This window comes from Acinetobacter sp. WC-743, from assembly GCF_000335555.1.
Lineage (GTDB): Bacteria > Pseudomonadota > Gammaproteobacteria > Pseudomonadales > Moraxellaceae > Acinetobacter > Acinetobacter bereziniae.
The window spans coordinates 71,356-91,232 of record NZ_AMFQ01000071.1; the positions used below are offsets into that span (position 1 = coordinate 71,356).

Consider the following 19,877-nt stretch of genomic DNA (forward strand, 5'->3'; position numbering starts at 1 on the left):
TAATTTCATACTAAATATTGCGAACAAGTTTACACTGTCCGTTGTAAGATGTGTCACAAAGATAAGTGAAAAATCACCTCAGCAATAAAACAAGCACCCCAGCAATAACACCGTATCGATTGAATAAGGATTTCCTTTGAACACATGGCTGTTAAAACTACGAAAAGCCACCTATAACACAAGTTTCATGTATAACTTGAGGATGGTCATTGCCTTTACAGGCACTGCTTTTGTCCCTTATTTATTGGGTCAGCAGTTGATGACCATTCCATTGACCTTGGGTGTAGTTGCAGCCGGTCTGAGTGATATTGATGATCGCTTTTCAGTACGGATCATGAATTTGATTTATACCTATATTGGATTCTTTATCACCGCTGCCTCAGTGAGTTTGTTGTTCCCTTATCCTGTACTTTTTGCTTTAGGTTTAATTGTTTCTTGTATCGGATGGATTTTATTGGGTTCTTTGGGACGACGCTATGCCACCATTTCTTATGGCTGCTTGGTCGTTTCAGTTTATTCTATGCTTGGCGTTCATCTTTTTGAGCATTGGTATATCCAACCAAGTCTGTTAGTGATTGGAGCGATTTGGTACGGTCTCATTTCCACCATCAGTTTTTTGCTCTTCCCAGTACGTCAGGTCCAAGACAAGCTGTCCCAATGTTTTTCATCATTGGGTAATTTTCTTTTTTCCAAATCCAACTTATTTGATGTCGATATGACAGCGACCAGTTACCAAGACAGCATGATTAGCCTGTCCATGGAGAATGGTCAGCTGATTAGCATTTTTAACGATATGCGCACAGCACTACTCACCCGTCTCAAAGGCGACCGTGGGCAACGTGATACACGGCGTAGTTTGCAATATTACTTTGTAGCACAAGATATACATGAGCGTGCGGATTCAGCACACATTGATTATCAAAAACTGGCAAAAATGTTTGAACATAGTGATGTTTTATTTCGCTTTCAACGTATTTTGGCACTACAAGGCAAAGCATGTAAGGATTTAAGTGATAGCATTTTACATCGGACCACATACCAACATAATGCCCGCTTTGAATATGCCTTTAAAAATTTAAAACAGTCTTTAAATAAGCTCAGAAAAGAAGAACACTATGACCTCATTTGGATCAACTCATTATTTGCACTTTATCAAAACTTAAAATCTATTGATGCCCAATTACAGAACTTAGAGACTGAACGTCATATTAAATATGATCAAAATAAAAATGTTGAACAACAACTGAAAGATGATGATTTAAAAGGCTGGGATGATATTGTTATCCGTATTAAACAAAATTTAACCCCTGAATCGGTCTTGTTTAGACATGCGATTCGGGTTTCTGTGGTTTTATTTATCGGTTACGTTTTTGTGCAATTGACCAATATTCAATATGGTTATTGGATCTTATTAACAGCACTTTTTGTCAGCCAACCAAATTTCAATGCCACCAAACGCCGCCTAAGATTACGTATCGTGGGGACACTCGGTGGCATTATTTTAGGTTATGCCATCTTATTCTTTGTACCTTCCATCGAAGGGCAACTGTTGTTGCTTGTGATAAGTGGTGTGTTATTTTTCGACCTCCGCAGTAAACAATACGCACAAGCTACAGCGTTCATTACCATCATGGCACTGATCAACTTTAACTTAGATGGGCTGGGCTTTGAAGCAGCTCTACCCCGTATGATTGATACGGTGATTGGGTGTGCCTTGGCATGGTTTGGCGTGAGCTTTATTTTTCCAGATTGGAGATTCCGTCGTTTGCCAAGAACCATTCAACGTTCTCTGGAAGCGCAATGTAATTATTTGGCTGATGTTGTTACTCAATATCATCAGGGACGTAATAACAGTTTGAACTATCGAATTGTTCGTCGAGCAGCCCACAATACGGATGCTGAAGTTGCATCATTGATTTCAACTTTAGCAACGGAACCAGATTTTGACCAAAGTCAAAAAACATTGGCTTTTGAGTTTTTATGCTTAAATCATACCTTCCTTAGTTATATCGCTGCATTGGGTGCACATCGTGAAAAAATCCAGGATCAGCAAGTTTTAAATCTACTGGATCAAGCTTTGGATGATATCCGTGGTGCCTTGTTACGGGATGAAATGCCTGATTTAACAGCACATAATATGCTGCAAGCGATTCGTACCCGTTTGGGGCAGTCAGAAGCAGATGACTCTAAGTCATTGATTATTCTTCAACAACTTTCATTAATGTTTAGTATCCTCAAACAATTGAGTAGCCTCAAACAAAATTTAAGCCATGCCCGTGACGATCAATCTACAGAATTAGCTTCTTTATAAAAGAGCGTAAAATTTGCCTAGATATTTGGTACAATAGGCGCACTAAATCTTGGGATTTAGTGCTAAACTCTGACTAGATTTACATACATTACTGACACTATGACTGCCAAGAATATTTACGCTTATACCTTACAACCAGTTCCATACGAAGTATCGGAAGCCGAACAACGTAGTGCTCAACTTGCGATTTGGCGCAGTACCAATAAAATTGGGACTAAAGCTTGGGCAATCATGGGTGTCGCTGTTGTCCTTTCAATCTTGGGTATTGCGTTAATTAAAAACTACTCGACCATTATTTTTTGGGTCATTCTTGCCTGTGTGGCGATTTATCTTTTAGTGCGCAAATTTGGGCTTGAATGGTATGTAAAACGTAAGATGAATGAGTTTCCAGTTCAAGAAATCAAAGGTGTCAAACTCGGTGTACAGCCAAGCGGTATCGTAATGCGTCAGCAAATGGGCGTACAAGAAGGTGTCGGTACGATTGGCTGGAAAGATGTTTATGAATGGTATAACACACCAGAATTTTTACTTGTGAATTTTAAAGTAAAAGGTCAGCAAGGTGCGTATATTTTACCTAAGCGTATGGACAGCAAAAATTTTCCATTCGAGACTTTACGCAAACATCTTAAAGAATCAGTCGGTGAAGCAAAAACACTGTAAACAGTAAAAACTTCACAAAACCTCCATCGTTGGAGGTTTTTTTACATTTATGATGACTATTTTAATAAAAATGATAATGAGAATAAATATTATCTGCAAAATTCATTATCTCTCCTAGATATTCAGCTATAATCTGTGATCAAACAATTCTTCCCTTTCCATCACCATGTTTAAAAAGACTTTTTTCCAAATACACTGGTTTTTAGGCATTACAGCGGGCTTGATCCTTTCGATTATGGGGGTTACTGGTGCAATCTATTCTTATGAACAACCGATTCAAAGATGGTTAAATCCAGACAGTTTTACTGTAAAAGTTGAAAATCATGCAAAGTTAACTCCTGCTGAAATTTATCAACATTTTCAAGTTCAAAATCCTGAAATGAAGATTAACAGTATCACTGTCGCCAAAGCACCTGAAGAAGCGTCAAATATTAATATTGTTAAAGAAGGTGCACGTAGAGGGTATACCATCATGGTTAACCCCTATACAGCAGAAATCTTGCCTGAAGTTAAAGGCAAAGATTTTTTCCAATTTATCCAGCAACTTCACCGTAATCTCACTGTAGGCGAAGTCGGCAAACAGATTACTGGTGCAAGTACATTGATGCTGATCTTCTTTGTACTCAGTGGCTTATATCTTCGCTGGCCAAAAAAACATTCTTTCAAACAATGGTTTGCAATAAAGCCTAAACTCAAAGGTCGTAATTTCCTTTGGGATTTGCATGCAGTGGTTGGAACTTGGGTTGTTATTTTCTATTTACTTCTAGCATGTACAGGGTTGTATTGGTCATATGACTGGTGGCGTGACGGGATGTTCAAGGTGATGGGCGTTGAAAGACCTCAACCCGAAATGCAAGCACCTCGCATGGGTGAAGGCAAAGGGCGCCAAAGCAATACCGCAGACCCGCAACCAACACGTACACCGTCCAATCTTTCAGCGCAAGGACGTGATCAACATCCGCGTGGTGGTCATCGAGAAGCGAATGAAGGGCTAAAACCTGAACAGATTCAACAAGTCCTAATACAAACATGGAATGGTTTTAACTCACAAATCAAACGTGATTATTCGACCCTAACAATTTCGATTCCTAAAAAAGCTGATGGTAAGGTCGAACTGACATTTGTTGATGCAATTCCTCAACACGAGCGCGCACGAAACAAAGCGATTTATGATTATCAAAAAGCTCAAATTGAAAAAGTTGATTTATATGAAGTTAAACCGCTGAATGAAAAAATCATGAGCAGTATGTTACCTGTTCATCGCGGTAGCTTTTTTGGTCCAGTGTTCCAATTCATCATTATGCTTGCCGCATTGGCAATGCCGTTGTTCTTTATCACGGGATGGATGTTGTACTTAAAACGTCGTAAACAAAAGAAATTAACCCTTGCGGCAAAACAATCTGGCTCAGCAATTCAAATTGATCCGGATGCAACTCCGTGGTTAATTGTTTATGCTTCACAGACAGGTGTATCTGAACAATTGGCATGGCGTACTTCTATCAGTCTACAAGAAGCACATCAACCCACTACAGTAAAATCTGCTCAACAGCTTTCTGAAGAAGATTTAAAACAAGCAAAACAAGTTTTATGGATTGCCAGCACTTATGGTACTGGTGAAGCACCTGATTTAGCATCACATTTTGAGAAGAAGTTAATGAGTAAATCATTAGATCTGTCTCATCTCAAATATGCCGTTTTAGCCTTAGGCTCGCAAGACTATCCTGAAACTTACTGTAGTTTTGGTCATCGTATAGATCACTGGTTAAAACAATCTGGCGCACAGCAATTATTTACGACCATCGAAGTGAATAATGGCAGCAATAGCGATATTCAACAATGGAATAAAGCTTTAATTCAAGCCACCAAACTTGACCTGCAAACCATGTCGATTGATAAAGTGTTTGATCAATGGCATTTGAGCAAACGAGAATTACTCAATCCAGAGAGCTTGGGCGCACCAGCTTTCAACATTGAACTTCATGCCTGTCATGAAACAGTCTGGCAAGCCGGTGATATTGCAGAAATACAAACTGGAAATAGCCTTGAGCGTATTCAACAATTTTTAGATAAATACCAAATTAATCCAGATACAGCTGTCGATTCACATGAGCAACAATCGATTAAAAATATCCTTTGGGATCGGGACTTAACTGTCGAAGTTGAGCCTTTTGCCAATATGGAGCATTTACTTGAGCAGTTGCCTACCCTGCCTACTCGTGAGTACTCCATTGCCAGTATTCCAAGTCAGCAGGTATTACGTTTAGTGGTTCGTCAACAACGTGATGCTCAAGGTGAACTTGGTTTAGGTTCAGGCTGGTTGACCTCACACTTAAAATTGCGTGACAAAGTTGCGTTAAGAATTCGCAATAATGATTCATTCCATCTAATCACGGATAATCGCCCGATTATCTGTATTGGAAATGGAACAGGGATTGCAGGTTTAATGAGTTTAATCCATGCCCGTGTTCGCTTGGATTATACGGAAAACTGGTTAATTTTTGGTGAACGTCAGCAAGCACATGATTTCTTCTTCAAAGAGACTATTCAAGCTTGGCAAAATACAGCAATGCTACAACGAATCGACTTGGCTTTTTCCCGTGATCAAGCAGAAAAAGTCTATGTTCACCATAAACTGCGTGATCATGCTGATGAAGTTCGGAAATGGATTGCCAATGATGCCGTGATCTATGTTTGCGGAAGCATTGAAGGTATGGCAAGCGATGTTGATCAAGCTTTGATTGATATTCTAGGGCAAGATACAGTTGAACAATTACGCCTAGATGGACGTTATCGACGTGATGTTTACTAAGCTACTTATAGCATCTAAACAGTTCTAAATAAGCCCATCAAACCGAGCATAATTGCTCGGTTTGTTTTTCACTAACCTCAATTGCTATAGATCGTTTACAATGTACGCTGGATGACATTATTTATCACAGACCATGAACAAAAATAAATTATTGCGTTTAAGCCTATTCATTATCGGCTTATTATTATTTCTTGATGGCTTTATTTTGCTGCTGTATAAAAAAATTCATTTAGGCACTCTCTTACCCTTATTGATTGGTTTGGGCTTTATCTGCACCGCCATATGGGGAAAGGTAATCCAACAATATCTGGTACATCACAGCAAACTTAAAAAACTCTGGCGTTTAGGCTGGTCTGTGTTTGGAATTTGGTTGATCAGTCTCATTGGCTTTTTTGGCTATATCCATTTTAAAACACAACAAAATCATGCTGAGAATGGTTTAGATGCAATCATTGTTTTAGGTAGTGGAATAACACAAGGTAAAGCGTCACCTACACTCGCCAAGCGCTTAGATCGCGCAGGGAATATTGCACAACAACAACCACAAACATCGATTATTGTAAGTGGTGGGAAAGATTTTGGTGAGATTAAAACTGAGGCTGAAATTATGTCCAACTACTTAGAGGAAAATTATAAGATTCAACCCTATAGAATTCTTCAAGAAAATAAAAGTACCAGTACAGATTTAAACCTCAAGAACAGCCAAGCTATTTTGCAGCAGCATGATTTGTCTTTAAATTCAAAAATTGCAATTGTCACCAGTGATTTCCATACGCTACGTGCAGCGGCGATCGCAAAAAAACAAGGTTATCGCAACTTCATCACGATTGGGGCCGAAACACCCTTGAGTACTCGATATAACGCATGGTTAAGAGAATATTTTGCATATATCAGCGGTTGGGTACTTGGAGAGTATTAAATTAAATACAACGCCATTCACTCCATCTATCAAGGATGTATCCGAATCTTGCGTGGTAAAGGGATTCGGGTTTGATCTCGAAAAAGCTCAGGTTGAGCTATGTAAAGCTGATATAAATAACTTTTTATGTCCAACAAGAACTTACGTCCTGACACCAAAATATTCTGCCCTTCAGGGGTTAAATTGATTGACAGCAAAGTATCATTTTGTTGAATAAAAGGAATCATTTGCTCGATAAAAGAAATAAAATTGACTTCCTGAACATCGAAACGGCTCCAGTTGTCTTTGACCAATAATTGCGCCAGACTCTTACTGTGCCATACTGCTACAGCTTGTTGTCCTGTAGGAGTTGCACATAAAGCCCAACCTTCATCATAAAGTGCAAAAACTTTAGCATCAGACACTATTTTTTCGATAAATGCCTTATATTGATCTGTCGCTTGAGCAGTATTTTTCTGTACCGAAGACGCAGCCTTGCGTTGATATGGATTTCGCATAAGATACTTATTTTTAAAATAATTATATAGATATTCTACACAAAATTTTAAAATAAATAAATAGAAGAAAGAAAACTTGGTGGGCGCTGACGGGATCGAACCGCCGACATTCTGCTTGTAAGGCAGACGCTCTACCAACTGAGCTAAGCGCCCTGAGGAGAATAAACAATGTTGCACTGCTTAAACTAAATGAGATGTAAAAAGAACAATCATTTTACATTTGGATATCTTAATCTCAGGATATCAAGATAAATGGCGCAGCGGACGGGACTCGAACCCGCGACCCTCGGCGTGACAGGCCGATATTCTAACCAACTGAACTACCGCTGCGTTTTATATGGTGGGCGCTGACGGGATCGAACCGCCGACATTCTGCTTGTAAGGCAGACGCTCTACCAACTGAGCTAAGCGCCCTAAACGAGTCAATAAATAAAAATCTATCTACACTCTAATTAGGTTATTACACCTGTTCACAATTTTTCTGTAAAGTGGCGCAGCGGACGGGACTCGAACCCGCGACCCTCGGCGTGACAGGCCGATATTCTAACCAACTGAACTACCGCTGCACTTCAACATATTATTGCGATACAAACGATTCTTGAATTTAATGGCGCAGCGGACGGGACTCGAACCCGCGACCCTCGGCGTGACAGGCCGATATTCTAACCAACTGAACTACCGCTGCACTAAATTCAACGTTAAAGCTTGGTGGGCGCTGACGGGATCGAACCGCCGACATTCTGCTTGTAAGGCAGACGCTCTACCAACTGAGCTAAGCGCCCTAACGACTTCATCGTTTGTGAGGTGCATTATAGAGAATCTTTACTGTGTGTCAAACGCTTTTCTCTATGTTTTAAGTATTTTAGGCGTGAGTGATTAAAAAATAGATCATTTTAATTTAATTTATTCTTTTTTGTTTATTATTTATCTATTTATCAAATATCCATTCAACAACTATTATTGTCTTTGATTCGTAGGTTAAGTGATATTTCCAGTATTACAGCTTTATTGTATGACAACTTTAAAAACTCTTTTAGAGGATTGGGTATATTTAAAATCTACCCAATCACTGCTGGTCCTGCTGCTTGCCCGTTAAAACAGAACGAGGTTCAGGACGTAACCACAACCAGACTGCGACAATAAACATCGTGAGATCAGTGAAAATTTTAACGGCCAAAGGTGCATTGGTAAAGAGCATGATAATGCCACTGATCAACATCATGATACTGGCAATCCATTTCGCTTTACGTGGCACAGTACCATTCTCTCGCCATGCTCGAAGTGTTGCACCATATTTAGGATGATTCATTAACCATGCATCAACTTGAGGCCAACCTTTTGAGGCTGCCCATGCAGCTAAAATCAGAAAAACTGTGGTTGGCATTCCAGGTAATAATGCGCCAATAAATCCAAGCACAATAAATAACACCACCAATGTTCGCCAAAACAAAATTTTCATAGCTTCACTCAATCTACGCACAACCCAGTATAACGTTCAAATGATATACGCTGTATATTTTCAAACGGCACTGCTCATTTTATTTTAGAATCATGTTGTTCATTATTTCCGATACTCAACAAATTAAACTTGCATCTCGATAAGCTTCTTTGCTTGAATCACCACATTATGCTCTCTTTATTTAATCCTAAGTTTCAACCTGAGATGTGATGCAATGACAGATTATTTTGAACCCTGGTTGAAATATCAGCATCCGATTGTCCGCCAATTGGCTTTTTGCATTGCCAGTCCAAATATTATTCAAGCACTCCCTGATGAATTGCAGATTCACCATCATTTTGAATTACATAATACTGAGTTTTGGCAACAACAATTTCTCGCCTATCAAACACGTTTAGATGAATTGGACCAAAATCCAACAACATTAATTGAGTTTGTTCAACAACTCAAAAGTACGCGTTTAGGTTTACGTTTTGAATATTTGTTCTGGTTTTGGTTACAAGATGAAGCCAATCCACATTACCAACTCATTCAACATAGTATTCAAATCATTGAGGGGAAACATACAAAAGGAGAAATTGATTTTTTGGTGTTAAATCGTCTAACCCAACAAATTGAGCATTGGGAAGTTGCTTTAAAATACTATTTAGGTGAAGCAGATTTACATTTAGCACGTTGGTATGGCTTAAATCGTAGTGATACTTTATTTCGTAAATTAAATCATTTCTCTGAAAAACAATTTCAATTTAGCCAAGTTTTAGATCGAAACATCGAAAAAAAATGCGCTGTACTCAAAGGACAATTGTATATCCCCTATTTTAGACACACCGCCCCACTCCCTTCATGGATTAATCAACAACGTAGATTGGGACAATGGGGACAGCACATTGAACAAGGTTTATATCGCTTACAGCGACATGAATGGATTTGTCCAGATTTAAAACAAAGTTCAACAACTGCTCAATGGTGGTGCAATGGCTTGTACCATGACCATCATACCCAGCAATTTTATATGTATCGCCAAGCACCTTTATTGTCTTCTCTTGACACAAAGACTTAATTATTCACGTTTTTCATACAGTGCTTTACGAATCCACTCATAAAAGCATAACGATATATTTCAAATAATTTCGTATAGTATAAATGTAATTAACGCGTGAAACACGGAGATAGTAATGAAAAAAATTTTAGCAGTTTCAATGTTATTCGCTTTTGTTTTGTCTGGCTGTAACACTTTTAAAGGTGTTGGTAAGGATGTGTCTAAAGCGGGGGATGCGGTTACGAATTCTGCAGAAAAAGTTGAAAATAAGATGTAATTCACAACCACCAAAATTTGATTTTTGGAAAGCCTTATCTGCCACAGATAAGGCTTTTTCATGCTTATTTAAAAGCTTTTAGACTTTCTCTGCTTTTGGGTTTTCATTCAGTTTTATCTTCCTCTATTATATTGTTCAATTTTCTTACTTGATCAATGTCCATGAATCGTTCGGATACCTTAGAACTCAGTTTACAGCTTCTTCGTCAACCCTCTGTGACACCTGTAGATCACAATTGCCAAAATATCATGGCAGATCGTTTGTCTGCAATTGGTTTTAATATTGAAAATATGCGTTTTGAAGATGTAGACAATCTTTGGGCAAGACGTGGAACTAGCTCGCCAGTTTTCTGCTTTGCAGGTCATACCGATGTTGTTCCAACAGGTCATTTAGATGCTTGGCAATCAGATCCATTTTTACCAGAAATCCGCGATGGTAAGCTCTATGGTCGCGGTAGTGCCGACATGAAAACAGCCTTGGCAGCAATGGTGGTTGCCTCTGAACGTTTTGTTAAAAACCACCCTGACCATAAGGGTTCTATTGCTTTTTTGATTACCTCTGATGAAGAAGGTCCTTCAATCAATGGTACTGTCAAAGTGGTCGAAACATTAGAAGCCCGTAATGAAAAAATGACATGGTGTCTGGTTGGTGAACCTTCAAGCACCTCTACCCTTGGTGACATCGTTAAAAATGGACGTCGTGGTTCATTGAATGCCGTCTTGACAGTAAAAGGTAAACAAGGTCATGTTGCCTATCCTCATTTGGCAATTAATCCGATTCATACCGCATCCAAAGCCTTAGCAGAACTTTGCGATACTGTTTGGGACAACGGCAATGAATACTTCCCAGCAACCTCGTTCCAAGTATCTAATATTCAAGCAGGTACAGGCGCAACCAATGTTGTTCCAGGTACAATGACAGTAACCTTTAATTTCCGTTACTCCACTGAAGTCACAGCAGATCAACTCAAAGCTCGTGTGCTAGAGATACTTGATCGCCATCAAGTGAGCTATGATATTGAATGGACACTTTCAGGTTTACCATTTTTGACACCTGTAGGTGAATTGGTGAATGCCGCACGAACTGCCATTAAAAACGTAACAGGTACCGACACCGAGCTTTCCACTAGCGGCGGTACTTCTGATGGACGTTTTATCGCTCCCACTGGTGCACAAGTACTTGAACTGGGCGTACTTAATGCAACCATCCACCAAGTTAATGAACACGTGAATATTGATGAACTAGAGCCATTGGCTGAAATTTATGAACAAATTTTGGTTGAGTTGCTTGCGTAACGCATTCAAACTGTTTGATCAAGATTTTAAACCATTTCAGCTTGTAACAAGAGGGTATGTGTAGATCATAGAATCATTCATTGAACATGATGCGCAAAGTTTGATTATTCGATTGACCCATAGACCATCATGACTGGTAACATCAAAAACCCACATCCTAAAACAAGCGATCCTAAAGCAGAGAGTCATGATGTTGATCAAAACAGAATGACTCCAGATGGATGGTATAACTGCCCCTCAACCTATAAAGTAACAAACAATCTAAACCGAGAACTGGCTAATAGGCACATCGTCAAAAAAACCATGATCTCATATGTTGAATAAAGTGCTTCTCCAAATATCAAAATCCTGCCCTTTCATTGATCATGTTGATCAAAATCTAGAATCCTGTTTAAGCCATATCTGGTGCTATACCAGAAATATCACAATTGATGTTATTTGGCAGATAGACTATTTCAAAATAATATAGATAAAATGCTTGGACAGTAAAACGAATGCTTTAGTCAATCTGTTGAAAAATGCATACAACAAAATATCATTTCTCTTAATCAATAAAATGAACGTTAAGAATACGTTGCTAGATGATATAAGCTTTCAATGTCATATTCTACGCCTAAAGGTTAAATAGATTTGCAAGGATAGAAATCAAAATCTTTATCTTTATATGAATAATCAGGTGGTTTTGCTATATTTTGAAAAATAAAATTTAGCCCATCAATCAAACTACCAGATATTTAAAAATATTATAAAAACATCAATTTAGACTATATAAAAATTAGATTCTTCTAAAAATATAAACGCCCTATGAAGCTCATCGGGCGTTTATATAACATCACTGTCAACCTATTTTAAGGTCATTCATTATTTACTTTTCAAATGTGACATATCGAGCAACACATTAGCAGCCTCATTCACAAAAGTCTCTTCTTCAGGCAGCGCTGGACGTTGATTTGCTTTCATTTTAGCTCTGGACTCTGCCAATGCATCTAAACTGGCTTGATAGCTTTCCCAATTCGAATAAGGTTTCAAGCCTGTCGCAGCACGACGTTTGTTTTCAGCAGCTAAAGTTTTCATTTCAAGCGCAACCAACTCTGCTTTACGTTTATCAATATCCAAAGAAATACGTTTTTGATCTTTGGTTTCTTGAGCAATTGCTTTACGTGTTTCTAGATATTGAAATTGAGGGTCCTGACTTACACGCACCTTAGATTTTTGATCGAGTTGCGCCACATAAGGTTGAATTGAACCTTCACGCTTAAATGGTGCTGTTGGAATGGTATCCCATTTCAAAGCATTCTTCGCTTTACGCTCGCCGAACTCTTCATCATAGATGTCAACCAGTTTGATGTCAGGAATCACACCTTTATTTTGTGTACTTCCCCCCGTAACACGGTAGAACTTACGTTGCGTCAATGTTGCTTGACCATAAGCCAAACTATCCAACTGAACTTGTGCAGTTCCCTTGCCTGTGGTGGTACTTCCCAGAATCACGGCGCGGTCATAATCCTGAAGTGCGGCAGAATAAATTTCACTTGCGGATGCAGAAGCTAAATTCACCAATACAGCCAAAGGACCCGCATAGGTTTGTGCACCACCATCTGTGTCTTCAAACACGCTGACATTGCCATTACCATCACGAATTTGGACGACAGGTCCTTCTTTAATCACTTGCCCAATCATTTTGGCAACTTCTTCTAAAGAACCACCTGGGTTATTACGCAAGTCGATGATAATCCCTTCTACATTTTGAGCAGCCAGTGCTTTTAATGCTTTGTTGGTATCTTCAGATACAGAACGATATTCTGTACCTGCACGACGAGCACGATAGTTCAAGTAGAATGATGGAATTTCTAACACACCAAATTTATGTTTTTGCCCATCACGGTTGATTTCAACTGTACGTGAACGTACACCTGCATCCTCTTCTTGGATAACATCACGAGTAATGGTCACAACGCGAGCTTGGCTCATCGAAGCACCAGCGCCGAGTAATTTCACAGAAACTTTAGTTCCACGTTTACCACGAATCAAACCAACAATTTCAGAACTTGGCCAGCCAATCACATCAACCATTTTGTCGCCATCTTGGGCAACACCAATAATCCGATCACCCGACTTCACTTGTCCTGTTTTGCTTGCAGGTCCGCCATCTACGATGGTTTCAATCTTCGTATAGTCTTCATTGCCACGTTCAGGGCGAATGGACACACCAATCCCCTCAAGTTGTAAGGTCGTTTGGCGATTCAACTCCATCGCATCAACAGGCGGGAAATAATTACTATGTGGATCATAGGTTAATGTCATTGCATTGAGGATACGTTCAAGCACATCATCGCTCTTAGTCCGACCGATTCGTTCCAATTGACGTGTATAACGTTTAGTTAAGGTCTGAACAGGCGTTAGATCTTCAGATGCAGCTAAATCTTGCCCGTTGGCAAGCGTTGGATCGTCTTTCAATGCTTTTTGTTTAGCTTGATCTTCTTGTTTTGCAATAGTGAGATTAATCAACTGCGAAACCAGCATTTTGCGCCAATAATTCTGTAATTCAGCTTTACTACCAAAAAATGCAGCTTTTTCACGGTCTGTATCGATAAATTCATTCGGCTGATTTAAGTTTTGTGTTTTTTTCAGTTCAGCCAATTCAAATTCATAAAACTCTTTTAAACGTGCACGATAATGTGCATGAATGGCAAAAGGTCCAGACAAATCACCCGCTTTTAGTTTTGCACCTAATGTTGCGCCATATTGCTTTTTATATTGTTCAATTTCTGAAGCTAAAAATAACGTATGTTCAGGATCAAGACTATCAATATACATATCTAAAATACGATTGGATGTATTGGCATCTAAACGCATGTTTAAATAATGCTGACGATCAATTAATGTTGCCAATTGACGAGTCACAAGTGCTTGTTCTTGTGAAGGATGAAGCGATTGAGCAACGTTTGTAGCATTGGTTTCCGCCATTGCTTGATTGATGGTATGTGTGAAGAACAAACCACCTGTTGCAAGTGCTATAGCGCAAGCGAGAGTTTGAATTTTCATAAATTCTTAATATTTCCTTGGGTTTTCCAATTTCTCTATCGTTTTTCAATCTGAACTCAACAGTTTCAACATCTTAAACGATTTTATCTGTGTGTGTTGTGTAGTTTTAGCATAATCTGTACTGAGTAAATGTAGCAAATCATTGCAGAAATCGGGTATTGTTTCCAAGTTTATATAAATACAACCGTGGATTCCTATGATCGGCGCATTGATGCTTGATATTGCAGGCACAGAACTTACTCAAGAAGATATTGAACTATTACGCGCTCCGCAAGTCGGTGGCATGATTTTATTTTCAAGAAATATAGAATCTCCTGCTCAGGTCCGTGCCTTGACTGACCATATGCGTAAAATTCGCCCAGACATTTTAATTGCAGTTGATCAAGAAGGTGGTCGTGTACAACGCTTAAAAAATGGTTTTACTTTGCTTCCAGCCATGGGGCATTTTGGTCAACTTTACTTAAGCCAACCTGAAAAAGCTATAGCATTGGCTGAGCAATGTGGCTGGTTGATGGCAATTGAAGTGCTTGCTGTTGGGATTGACTTTAGTTTCGCTCCAGTCTTGGATATCAATGACATCAGTGATGTGATTGGTGACCGTGCTTTTGCTGAAAATGTGCAAGATATTGTTCCATTGGCAAGTGCTTTTATGAAAGGGATGCAACGTGCTGGTATGGCAACCACGGGTAAACACTTCCCTGGTCATGGTTCGGTCAAGGCAGATTCACATGTGGCTGCGGCAATTGATCAACGAGATTACCAAGACATTTATGACAATGACATGCAGAGTTTCATCCAACTTCAGGGGCAATTGGATGCCCTCATGCCTGCTCATGTGATTTATGAAAAAGTTGACCCAAACCCTGCTGGATTCTCCGCTTATTGGATTCAAAAAGTATTACGTCAAACTTTAAAATTTGATGGTGTTCTCTTTTCAGATGACTTGAGTATGCAGGCTGCTTGTGTTGCTGGAGGTGCAGATGCTCGTATTCGTGCAGCACTCGAAGCGGGCTGTGATATGGGACTCGTTTGTAATAATCGTGAATCCGCATGTATTGCTTTGGCAGGTATTGAGAACTTACCATTACCAAACCAAACACGTTTAGCACGTATGCGCGGCAAAATTCCCAATATCATCATCGGTGAATCATTTGATTTAGGTGATGAATGGAAAACTGTCAAAAAAGTCATTGAAGAATTTAGAAATTCTCTTTAAAAAGATAGATAAAGTTCCTCCCACAACGCATAGCAGATTGTAGGGAGGGCATTTTAAGTTTATTAGTCTTGCGTTATGCTCGCTAAGATAACACGATGAATAGTGTGCAAATATTTTTCATTATTCGTGTGGCTTAAAAGGCACTGTAAAGTCCTATATGGAAATCAGGAAGAACGCATCAGGCAACCGTTGAATTTATGATTTGTGTTGCCATATTTGATGTCCCAATTAAAAAAATAATAGTTAAGGAAAACTATGTCAGACCAACAACTTTCAAAACATCGTCATATTTCATTTACCGCACATTATACAGGCTATATTTGGTATCAAATGGGGATTTCCCATCCTTTGCTTGCAACAGCGAAAGGCAAAAGACTGGCTATGATTGCGCATCCCATCGAAAGTTGGGGCGAAAAATTTGTTGGTGGCAGTATGCGCACTACGTTAAAACAACGCCACACCATCTTGGATAATCGTTTACATCAATTGATTGAACAACTCCCTGATTTACAAGTACTTGAAATTGCTGCTGGATTATCTCCACGTGGATGGTGGTTTAGACAACAATATGCTCAAATTGATTATCGTGAATTAGATTTGCCTGAGATGGCAACAACCAAACAAGCAGCATTAAAACAGATAGATCCCGCCAGCCCAGCGGTTTTATCAGTCGACTTATTTACCCAAGACTTTCAAAATGCCTTCAAAGTTTTTGATCCTCAGAAACCCCTCGTTGTGATCAGTGAAGGTTTAATCAATTACTTTAACAAAGACCTTTTAAAACAATTGATCCAATCCATAGCAAATTATGGGCAAGGCTTTAAAGCTTTACACTATCTCACCGACCTATATCCTGAACCTGTCAAAAACAAATTGGCTGCCGTTATCTGGAACAGCAGCAAACTACTGAAATTGATGTCTAGAAGTGCCTTTACTTTTCATTTTATCTCTCCAGAACAAGTCAGACATTTTATCTCTGAAGCAGGTTTTAAAAAGGTTGAAGTGATTCAACCTCGCCTTTATTTCAATCCAGATCATCAACAAAATCCTGAAGAACATCATGGCGACTTAGTGTGGGTGATTGATGCACAATTATAAAAAGTGTGAAATAAAATAAAAAAAACCAGTTCACATTCAACTGGTTTTTTATTGCCTCATTAAGCTAAAGCGGTATCTTCAACCCTATAGGTTTGGGCTTGAGTTTGGCGAGTGATAAAGCGTAACAAACGATCTGCATTTTCAAAACTACCATGTTTAAATAGTGCACGAACACCATCTTCACAAGTTTCAAAAATTAGACACTCAATTGCAAATTCGCCCTCATCATCACTCAGATTCAATGCCAAATCTCGAGTATGTTCATTCACAAAACTCAAATCAGGCAGATGATCAAGATCCATTAAAAGTCCAAAATAATTTAAATCAACAATGTGAACGGGAATCACTTTATTAGAATGACGATGCGTTAATTGACGTTGTGGATCAAGCACATGAATCCGAGCCTCACCACGACGTTCAATATTGTGCATTTGCTCGCGTGTTAAATTGATAATTCCATCCAATCCCTGAATAGATTTCCCTTGCAAATAGGTCGTAAATAAATTCATGGTTTCTTTACGGCGTTGTAATTGAGGCACATGATCCGCATTGGCAATCATGGCAAATTGCATATCTGGGCATTGCAAAGCAAAATGAGCATTTTCATGGGGCAATGTAAAACTGTCATACTGACCGCATGCCACCAGTGTATTTACACGTGGAACAGGAACGTGGCTCAAACGTAATAAACGATTGCAGTTGATTTCATAACGTTCTTGTTCTGTATTTGAAAACTCAGCCATTTGCTTAAAGAACAATCTTTTCGCGGTAGGCGACATTCGAGTTTTATCGAGTTTGGCATGATTGACCAAATAAAGAATAACGGCTTGACCAAATTCGTCCATCCGTTGCTCTTTCATCAACATTAAAGACTCTTCCAATAACATGCGCCAGCTCTTACGAGTTTCCTGCATGACGCCCATTAAGATCATCTTTTCAACAAGTTCTGGACGTTGGTCAACAAAAAAGGAGGCGATCACCGATCCTAGGGAAATACCAACAACAGCAACTTTTTGAATATTCACGATATCTAGCCACTGACCCAACATACGTGAAAGATCAGGCAGTTCCAAAGTACCCGCAGATAGACCAGAATCGATATTGGTAATTTGCTGATTCGCTCCCATAGAGGGTAGATCAATGAGAATGACTGGACCACTTTCAAAAAATTGTTCAACACAATATTTATAGGAGTTAAAATTTTGAAATGCCCCTCCTACAATCACAATCGGGGTATTGTGAATAGTTCGTGCATCAGCAATCGCCATATACTCAACTTTCCAACCATCGATCCAAGTTGTCCTGGGTTCCTGTTTGAAACTATTTTTATGGTATATGTCGAAAAAACCAAAGCTTGATAAAGATTGGTGTGATTCTGTGTCCATTTGGATAATGGAATTCATATCCTTCCTCCATCCTTGCTTTATTCTTTTAATATGCAAGATTTCGACCCGCATTATTCTTTCAAATTTGTGATACGTATATGTTCTGTATCACATCAATGTCCTTATTGTTTCATTCTTACAGATGTGTGATTTATACGCAATCGCTAAATTGACCGTCTGTCCAGTTTAAATGGCAAAAACATTGCAAGATATTTAGTGGCTATGCGCGGGGTAAATAAGTTTATTTCAATGAAATACTTCCTTGCCTTTGCTTAGACTGCTACTATCAAAGGGAAATTTTTAAACGATCAAATAAACTGCTATGCAAGATTCAATTGAACAGTATATGCAAACTGTAGGAATTCAAGCCCGTCAAGCCGCTGGTGCTTTGGCAGGTGCGACTACACTTGTAAAAAATAATGCCTTATCTGCTATTTATACTGCTTTGGAAAATAGTGAACCGCAAATCTTAGCTGCTAACCAAATTGACATGACCAAAGGTCGTGACAACAATTTAGATAGCGCTTTACTTGATCGTTTAGAACTTAACCCCACACGCTTCAAAGGCATGTTACAAGGCTTAAAAGATGTAATAGGTCTTGTAGATCCAATTGGTGAAATTACTGATTTGGCTTTTCGTCCAACAGGAATTCAAATCGGTAAAATGCGCGTGCCTTTAGGTGTCGTTGGTATGATCTATGAATCACGTCCAAATGTAACCCTTGAAGCAGCGTCATTAGCACTTAAATCAGGCAATGCCATCATTCTACGCGGCGGTTCTGAAGCACTGAATTCAAATCAGGCAATTGCTCAAGCCATTCAACACGGCTTAAAAGCAGCAGGATTACCTGAAACGTGTGTACAGGTCATCAATACATCTGATCGTGCAGCAGTTGGTCAGTTGATCACGATGTCTGAATATGTCGATGTCATCGTACCACGTGGTGGGAAAGGTCTGATTGAACGTATTAGCAATGAAGCAACAATCCCTGTGATTAAACACTTGGATGGTAATTGTCACGTGTTTGTTGAAGCTCAGGCAGACCTTCATAAAGCACTGCCAATCGCATTAAATGCGAAAACACATCGTTATGGTGTATGCAATGCCATGGAAACTTTATTGGTCGATGAAAACATCGCGGAAGAATTTTTACCTCGTATTGCCGAGCTCTATGCAGAAAAACAGGTTGAATTACGCGGTTGTATCAAAGTTCAAAAGATCTTAGGCAATATCGTAAAACCGGCAAGTGAAGAAGATTGGTATGAAGAATATCTTGGTCCAATTTTGGCAGTAAAAATTGTGACAGGGATTGAAGAAGCCATTCAACATATCAATAAATATGGTTCCCATCATACCGATGCGATCATCACTGAAAACTTTAGTTTAGCACGCCAATTCTTAACTCGTGTAGACTCAAGTTCAGTAATGGTCAATGCCTCTACCCGTTTTGCAGATGGTTTTGAATATGGTTTAGGCGCTGAAATCGGTATTTCAACCGATAAAATCCATGCTCGCGGTCCAGTTGGGCTCGAAGGCTTAACTTCGCAAAAATGGATTGTATTGGGTGACGGTCAAATTCGTCATTAATCGAATTTTTGAAACTTTAAACACTCAGCGTTGTGTCCTACAGCGCTGAGTTTTTTTATAAGTTTTGTCTGAAGATTAGGGACAACTTCTTGTGCAGTAACATCTCTATAGCCAAACCGTCTGATTATTTATACAAGTGATATGATTTCAATCATTTATTCCCCAGTAAAACTTATATCTTTATATACCAATTTTTATAAGCTTTAGGTGATTCGTTTATTTTGCTCATTGAATCATAGATGGTCTTGCTATCGTGAGGTATCGTCATCACAAACCTGT

General features: G+C 39.1%; 14 protein-coding genes and 6 tRNA genes. 10 read left to right on the plus strand and 10 right to left on the minus strand.

From position 1 onward, the window contains the following. The first annotated feature begins 136 nt into the window (after positions 1 to 136). The 4 genes from yccS to ACINWC743_RS09405 all read left to right on the plus strand — a co-directional run bounded on the left by yccS (position 137) and on the right by ACINWC743_RS09405 (position 6,699). Positions 137 to 2,311, plus strand: coding sequence for a YccS family putative transporter (gene yccS, locus ACINWC743_RS09390; protein ID WP_080633136.1), 2,175 nt, complete (start codon positions 137 to 139; stop codon positions 2,309 to 2,311). A 99-nt stretch (positions 2,312 to 2,410) separates the two neighbouring features. Continuing rightward, a complete protein-coding gene (locus ACINWC743_RS09395; protein WP_004830134.1) occupies positions 2,411 to 2,971 on the plus strand; it encodes a YcxB family protein in 561 nt (186 codons plus the stop codon). Positions 2,972 to 3,137: 166 nt separating this feature from the next. After that, positions 3,138 to 5,780, plus strand: coding sequence for a PepSY domain-containing protein (locus ACINWC743_RS09400; protein ID WP_035300840.1), 2,643 nt, complete (start codon positions 3,138 to 3,140; stop codon positions 5,778 to 5,780). Between the two features lie 133 nt (positions 5,781 to 5,913). Next, the gene (locus ACINWC743_RS09405) at positions 5,914 to 6,699 is read left to right on the plus strand and encodes a YdcF family protein (protein WP_009585257.1); all 786 of its coding nucleotides are present in this window, start codon (positions 5,914 to 5,916) and stop codon (positions 6,697 to 6,699) included. A gap of 29 nt (positions 6,700 to 6,728) precedes the next feature. On the opposite strand, the gene ACINWC743_RS09410 is transcribed toward ACINWC743_RS09405, so the two are convergent. The 8 genes from ACINWC743_RS09410 to ACINWC743_RS09445 all read right to left on the minus strand — a co-directional run bounded on the left by ACINWC743_RS09410 (position 6,729) and on the right by ACINWC743_RS09445 (position 8,655). Then, positions 6,729 to 7,196: a DUF2750 domain-containing protein gene (locus tag ACINWC743_RS09410; RefSeq protein ID WP_009585222.1), complete on the minus strand. Its 468-nt coding sequence runs from the start codon at positions 7,194 to 7,196 to the stop codon at positions 6,729 to 6,731. Between the two features lie 77 nt (positions 7,197 to 7,273). After that, a tRNA-Val gene (locus ACINWC743_RS09415) sits at positions 7,274 to 7,349 on the minus strand. Positions 7,350 to 7,449: 100 nt separating this feature from the next. Continuing rightward, positions 7,450 to 7,526: transfer RNA gene (locus ACINWC743_RS09420), tRNA-Asp, on the minus strand. Between the two features lie 8 nt (positions 7,527 to 7,534). Continuing rightward, positions 7,535 to 7,610: transfer RNA gene (locus ACINWC743_RS09425), tRNA-Val, on the minus strand. Between the two features lie 75 nt (positions 7,611 to 7,685). Further along, positions 7,686 to 7,762, minus strand: a tRNA-Asp gene (locus ACINWC743_RS09430). 42 nt (positions 7,763 to 7,804) lie between these two features. Further along, positions 7,805 to 7,881, minus strand: a tRNA-Asp gene (locus ACINWC743_RS09435). A gap of 21 nt (positions 7,882 to 7,902) precedes the next feature. Next, positions 7,903 to 7,978 (minus strand) — tRNA-Val (locus ACINWC743_RS09440). 284 nt (positions 7,979 to 8,262) lie between these two features. Next, the gene (locus ACINWC743_RS09445) at positions 8,263 to 8,655 is read right to left on the minus strand and encodes a YbaN family protein (protein WP_004830140.1); all 393 of its coding nucleotides are present in this window, start codon (positions 8,653 to 8,655) and stop codon (positions 8,263 to 8,265) included. A gap of 214 nt (positions 8,656 to 8,869) precedes the next feature. On the opposite strand from ACINWC743_RS09445, the gene ACINWC743_RS09450 reads away from it, so the two are divergent. The 3 genes from ACINWC743_RS09450 to dapE all read left to right on the plus strand — a co-directional run bounded on the left by ACINWC743_RS09450 (position 8,870) and on the right by dapE (position 11,266). Beyond that, positions 8,870 to 9,715 carry a DUF1853 family protein gene (locus ACINWC743_RS09450; RefSeq protein WP_009585210.1) on the plus strand — a complete coding sequence of 282 codons (846 nt, stop codon included), beginning with the start codon at positions 8,870 to 8,872 and terminating at the stop codon, positions 9,713 to 9,715. 115 nt (positions 9,716 to 9,830) lie between these two features. Next, entirely contained in the window at positions 9,831 to 9,971 is a 141-nt protein-coding gene (locus ACINWC743_RS09455; RefSeq protein WP_004830144.1) for an entericidin A/B family lipoprotein, read from the plus strand. Positions 9,972 to 10,132: 161 nt separating this feature from the next. Beyond that, positions 10,133 to 11,266: a succinyl-diaminopimelate desuccinylase gene (dapE, locus tag ACINWC743_RS09460; protein ID WP_004830145.1), complete on the plus strand. Its 1,134-nt coding sequence runs from the start codon at positions 10,133 to 10,135 to the stop codon at positions 11,264 to 11,266. An 861-nt stretch (positions 11,267 to 12,127) separates the two neighbouring features. Here the strand turns inward: dapE and ACINWC743_RS09465 are convergent. Beyond that, a complete protein-coding gene (locus tag ACINWC743_RS09465; protein ID WP_004830147.1) occupies positions 12,128 to 14,311 on the minus strand; it encodes a carboxy terminal-processing peptidase in 2,184 nt (727 codons plus the stop codon). Positions 14,312 to 14,507: 196 nt separating this feature from the next. On the opposite strand from ACINWC743_RS09465, the gene nagZ reads away from it, so the two are divergent. Both nagZ and ACINWC743_RS09475 read left to right on the plus strand, forming a co-directional pair. After that, on the plus strand, positions 14,508 to 15,527 hold the full coding sequence (nagZ, locus tag ACINWC743_RS09470) for a beta-N-acetylhexosaminidase (protein WP_005033716.1): 1,020 nt from the start codon (positions 14,508 to 14,510) through the stop codon (positions 15,525 to 15,527). 255 nt (positions 15,528 to 15,782) lie between these two features. After that, positions 15,783 to 16,625, plus strand: coding sequence for a class I SAM-dependent methyltransferase (locus ACINWC743_RS09475; RefSeq protein ID WP_009585204.1), 843 nt, complete (start codon positions 15,783 to 15,785; stop codon positions 16,623 to 16,625). A gap of 59 nt (positions 16,626 to 16,684) precedes the next feature. Here ACINWC743_RS09475 and ACINWC743_RS09480 read toward each other — a convergent pair whose 3' ends face one another. Continuing rightward, positions 16,685 to 18,028 (minus strand): alpha/beta fold hydrolase, encoded by a 1,344-nt coding sequence (locus tag ACINWC743_RS09480; RefSeq protein WP_004830150.1) that lies wholly within the window; start codon positions 18,026 to 18,028, stop codon positions 16,685 to 16,687. A gap of 304 nt (positions 18,029 to 18,332) precedes the next feature. Here ACINWC743_RS09480 and ACINWC743_RS09485 point away from each other — a divergent pair, with 304 nt between their 5' ends. Next, positions 18,333 to 19,598, plus strand: coding sequence for a glutamate-5-semialdehyde dehydrogenase (locus tag ACINWC743_RS09485; protein WP_005033719.1), 1,266 nt, complete (start codon positions 18,333 to 18,335; stop codon positions 19,596 to 19,598). The last annotated feature ends 279 nt before the right edge of the window (positions 19,599 to 19,877 follow it).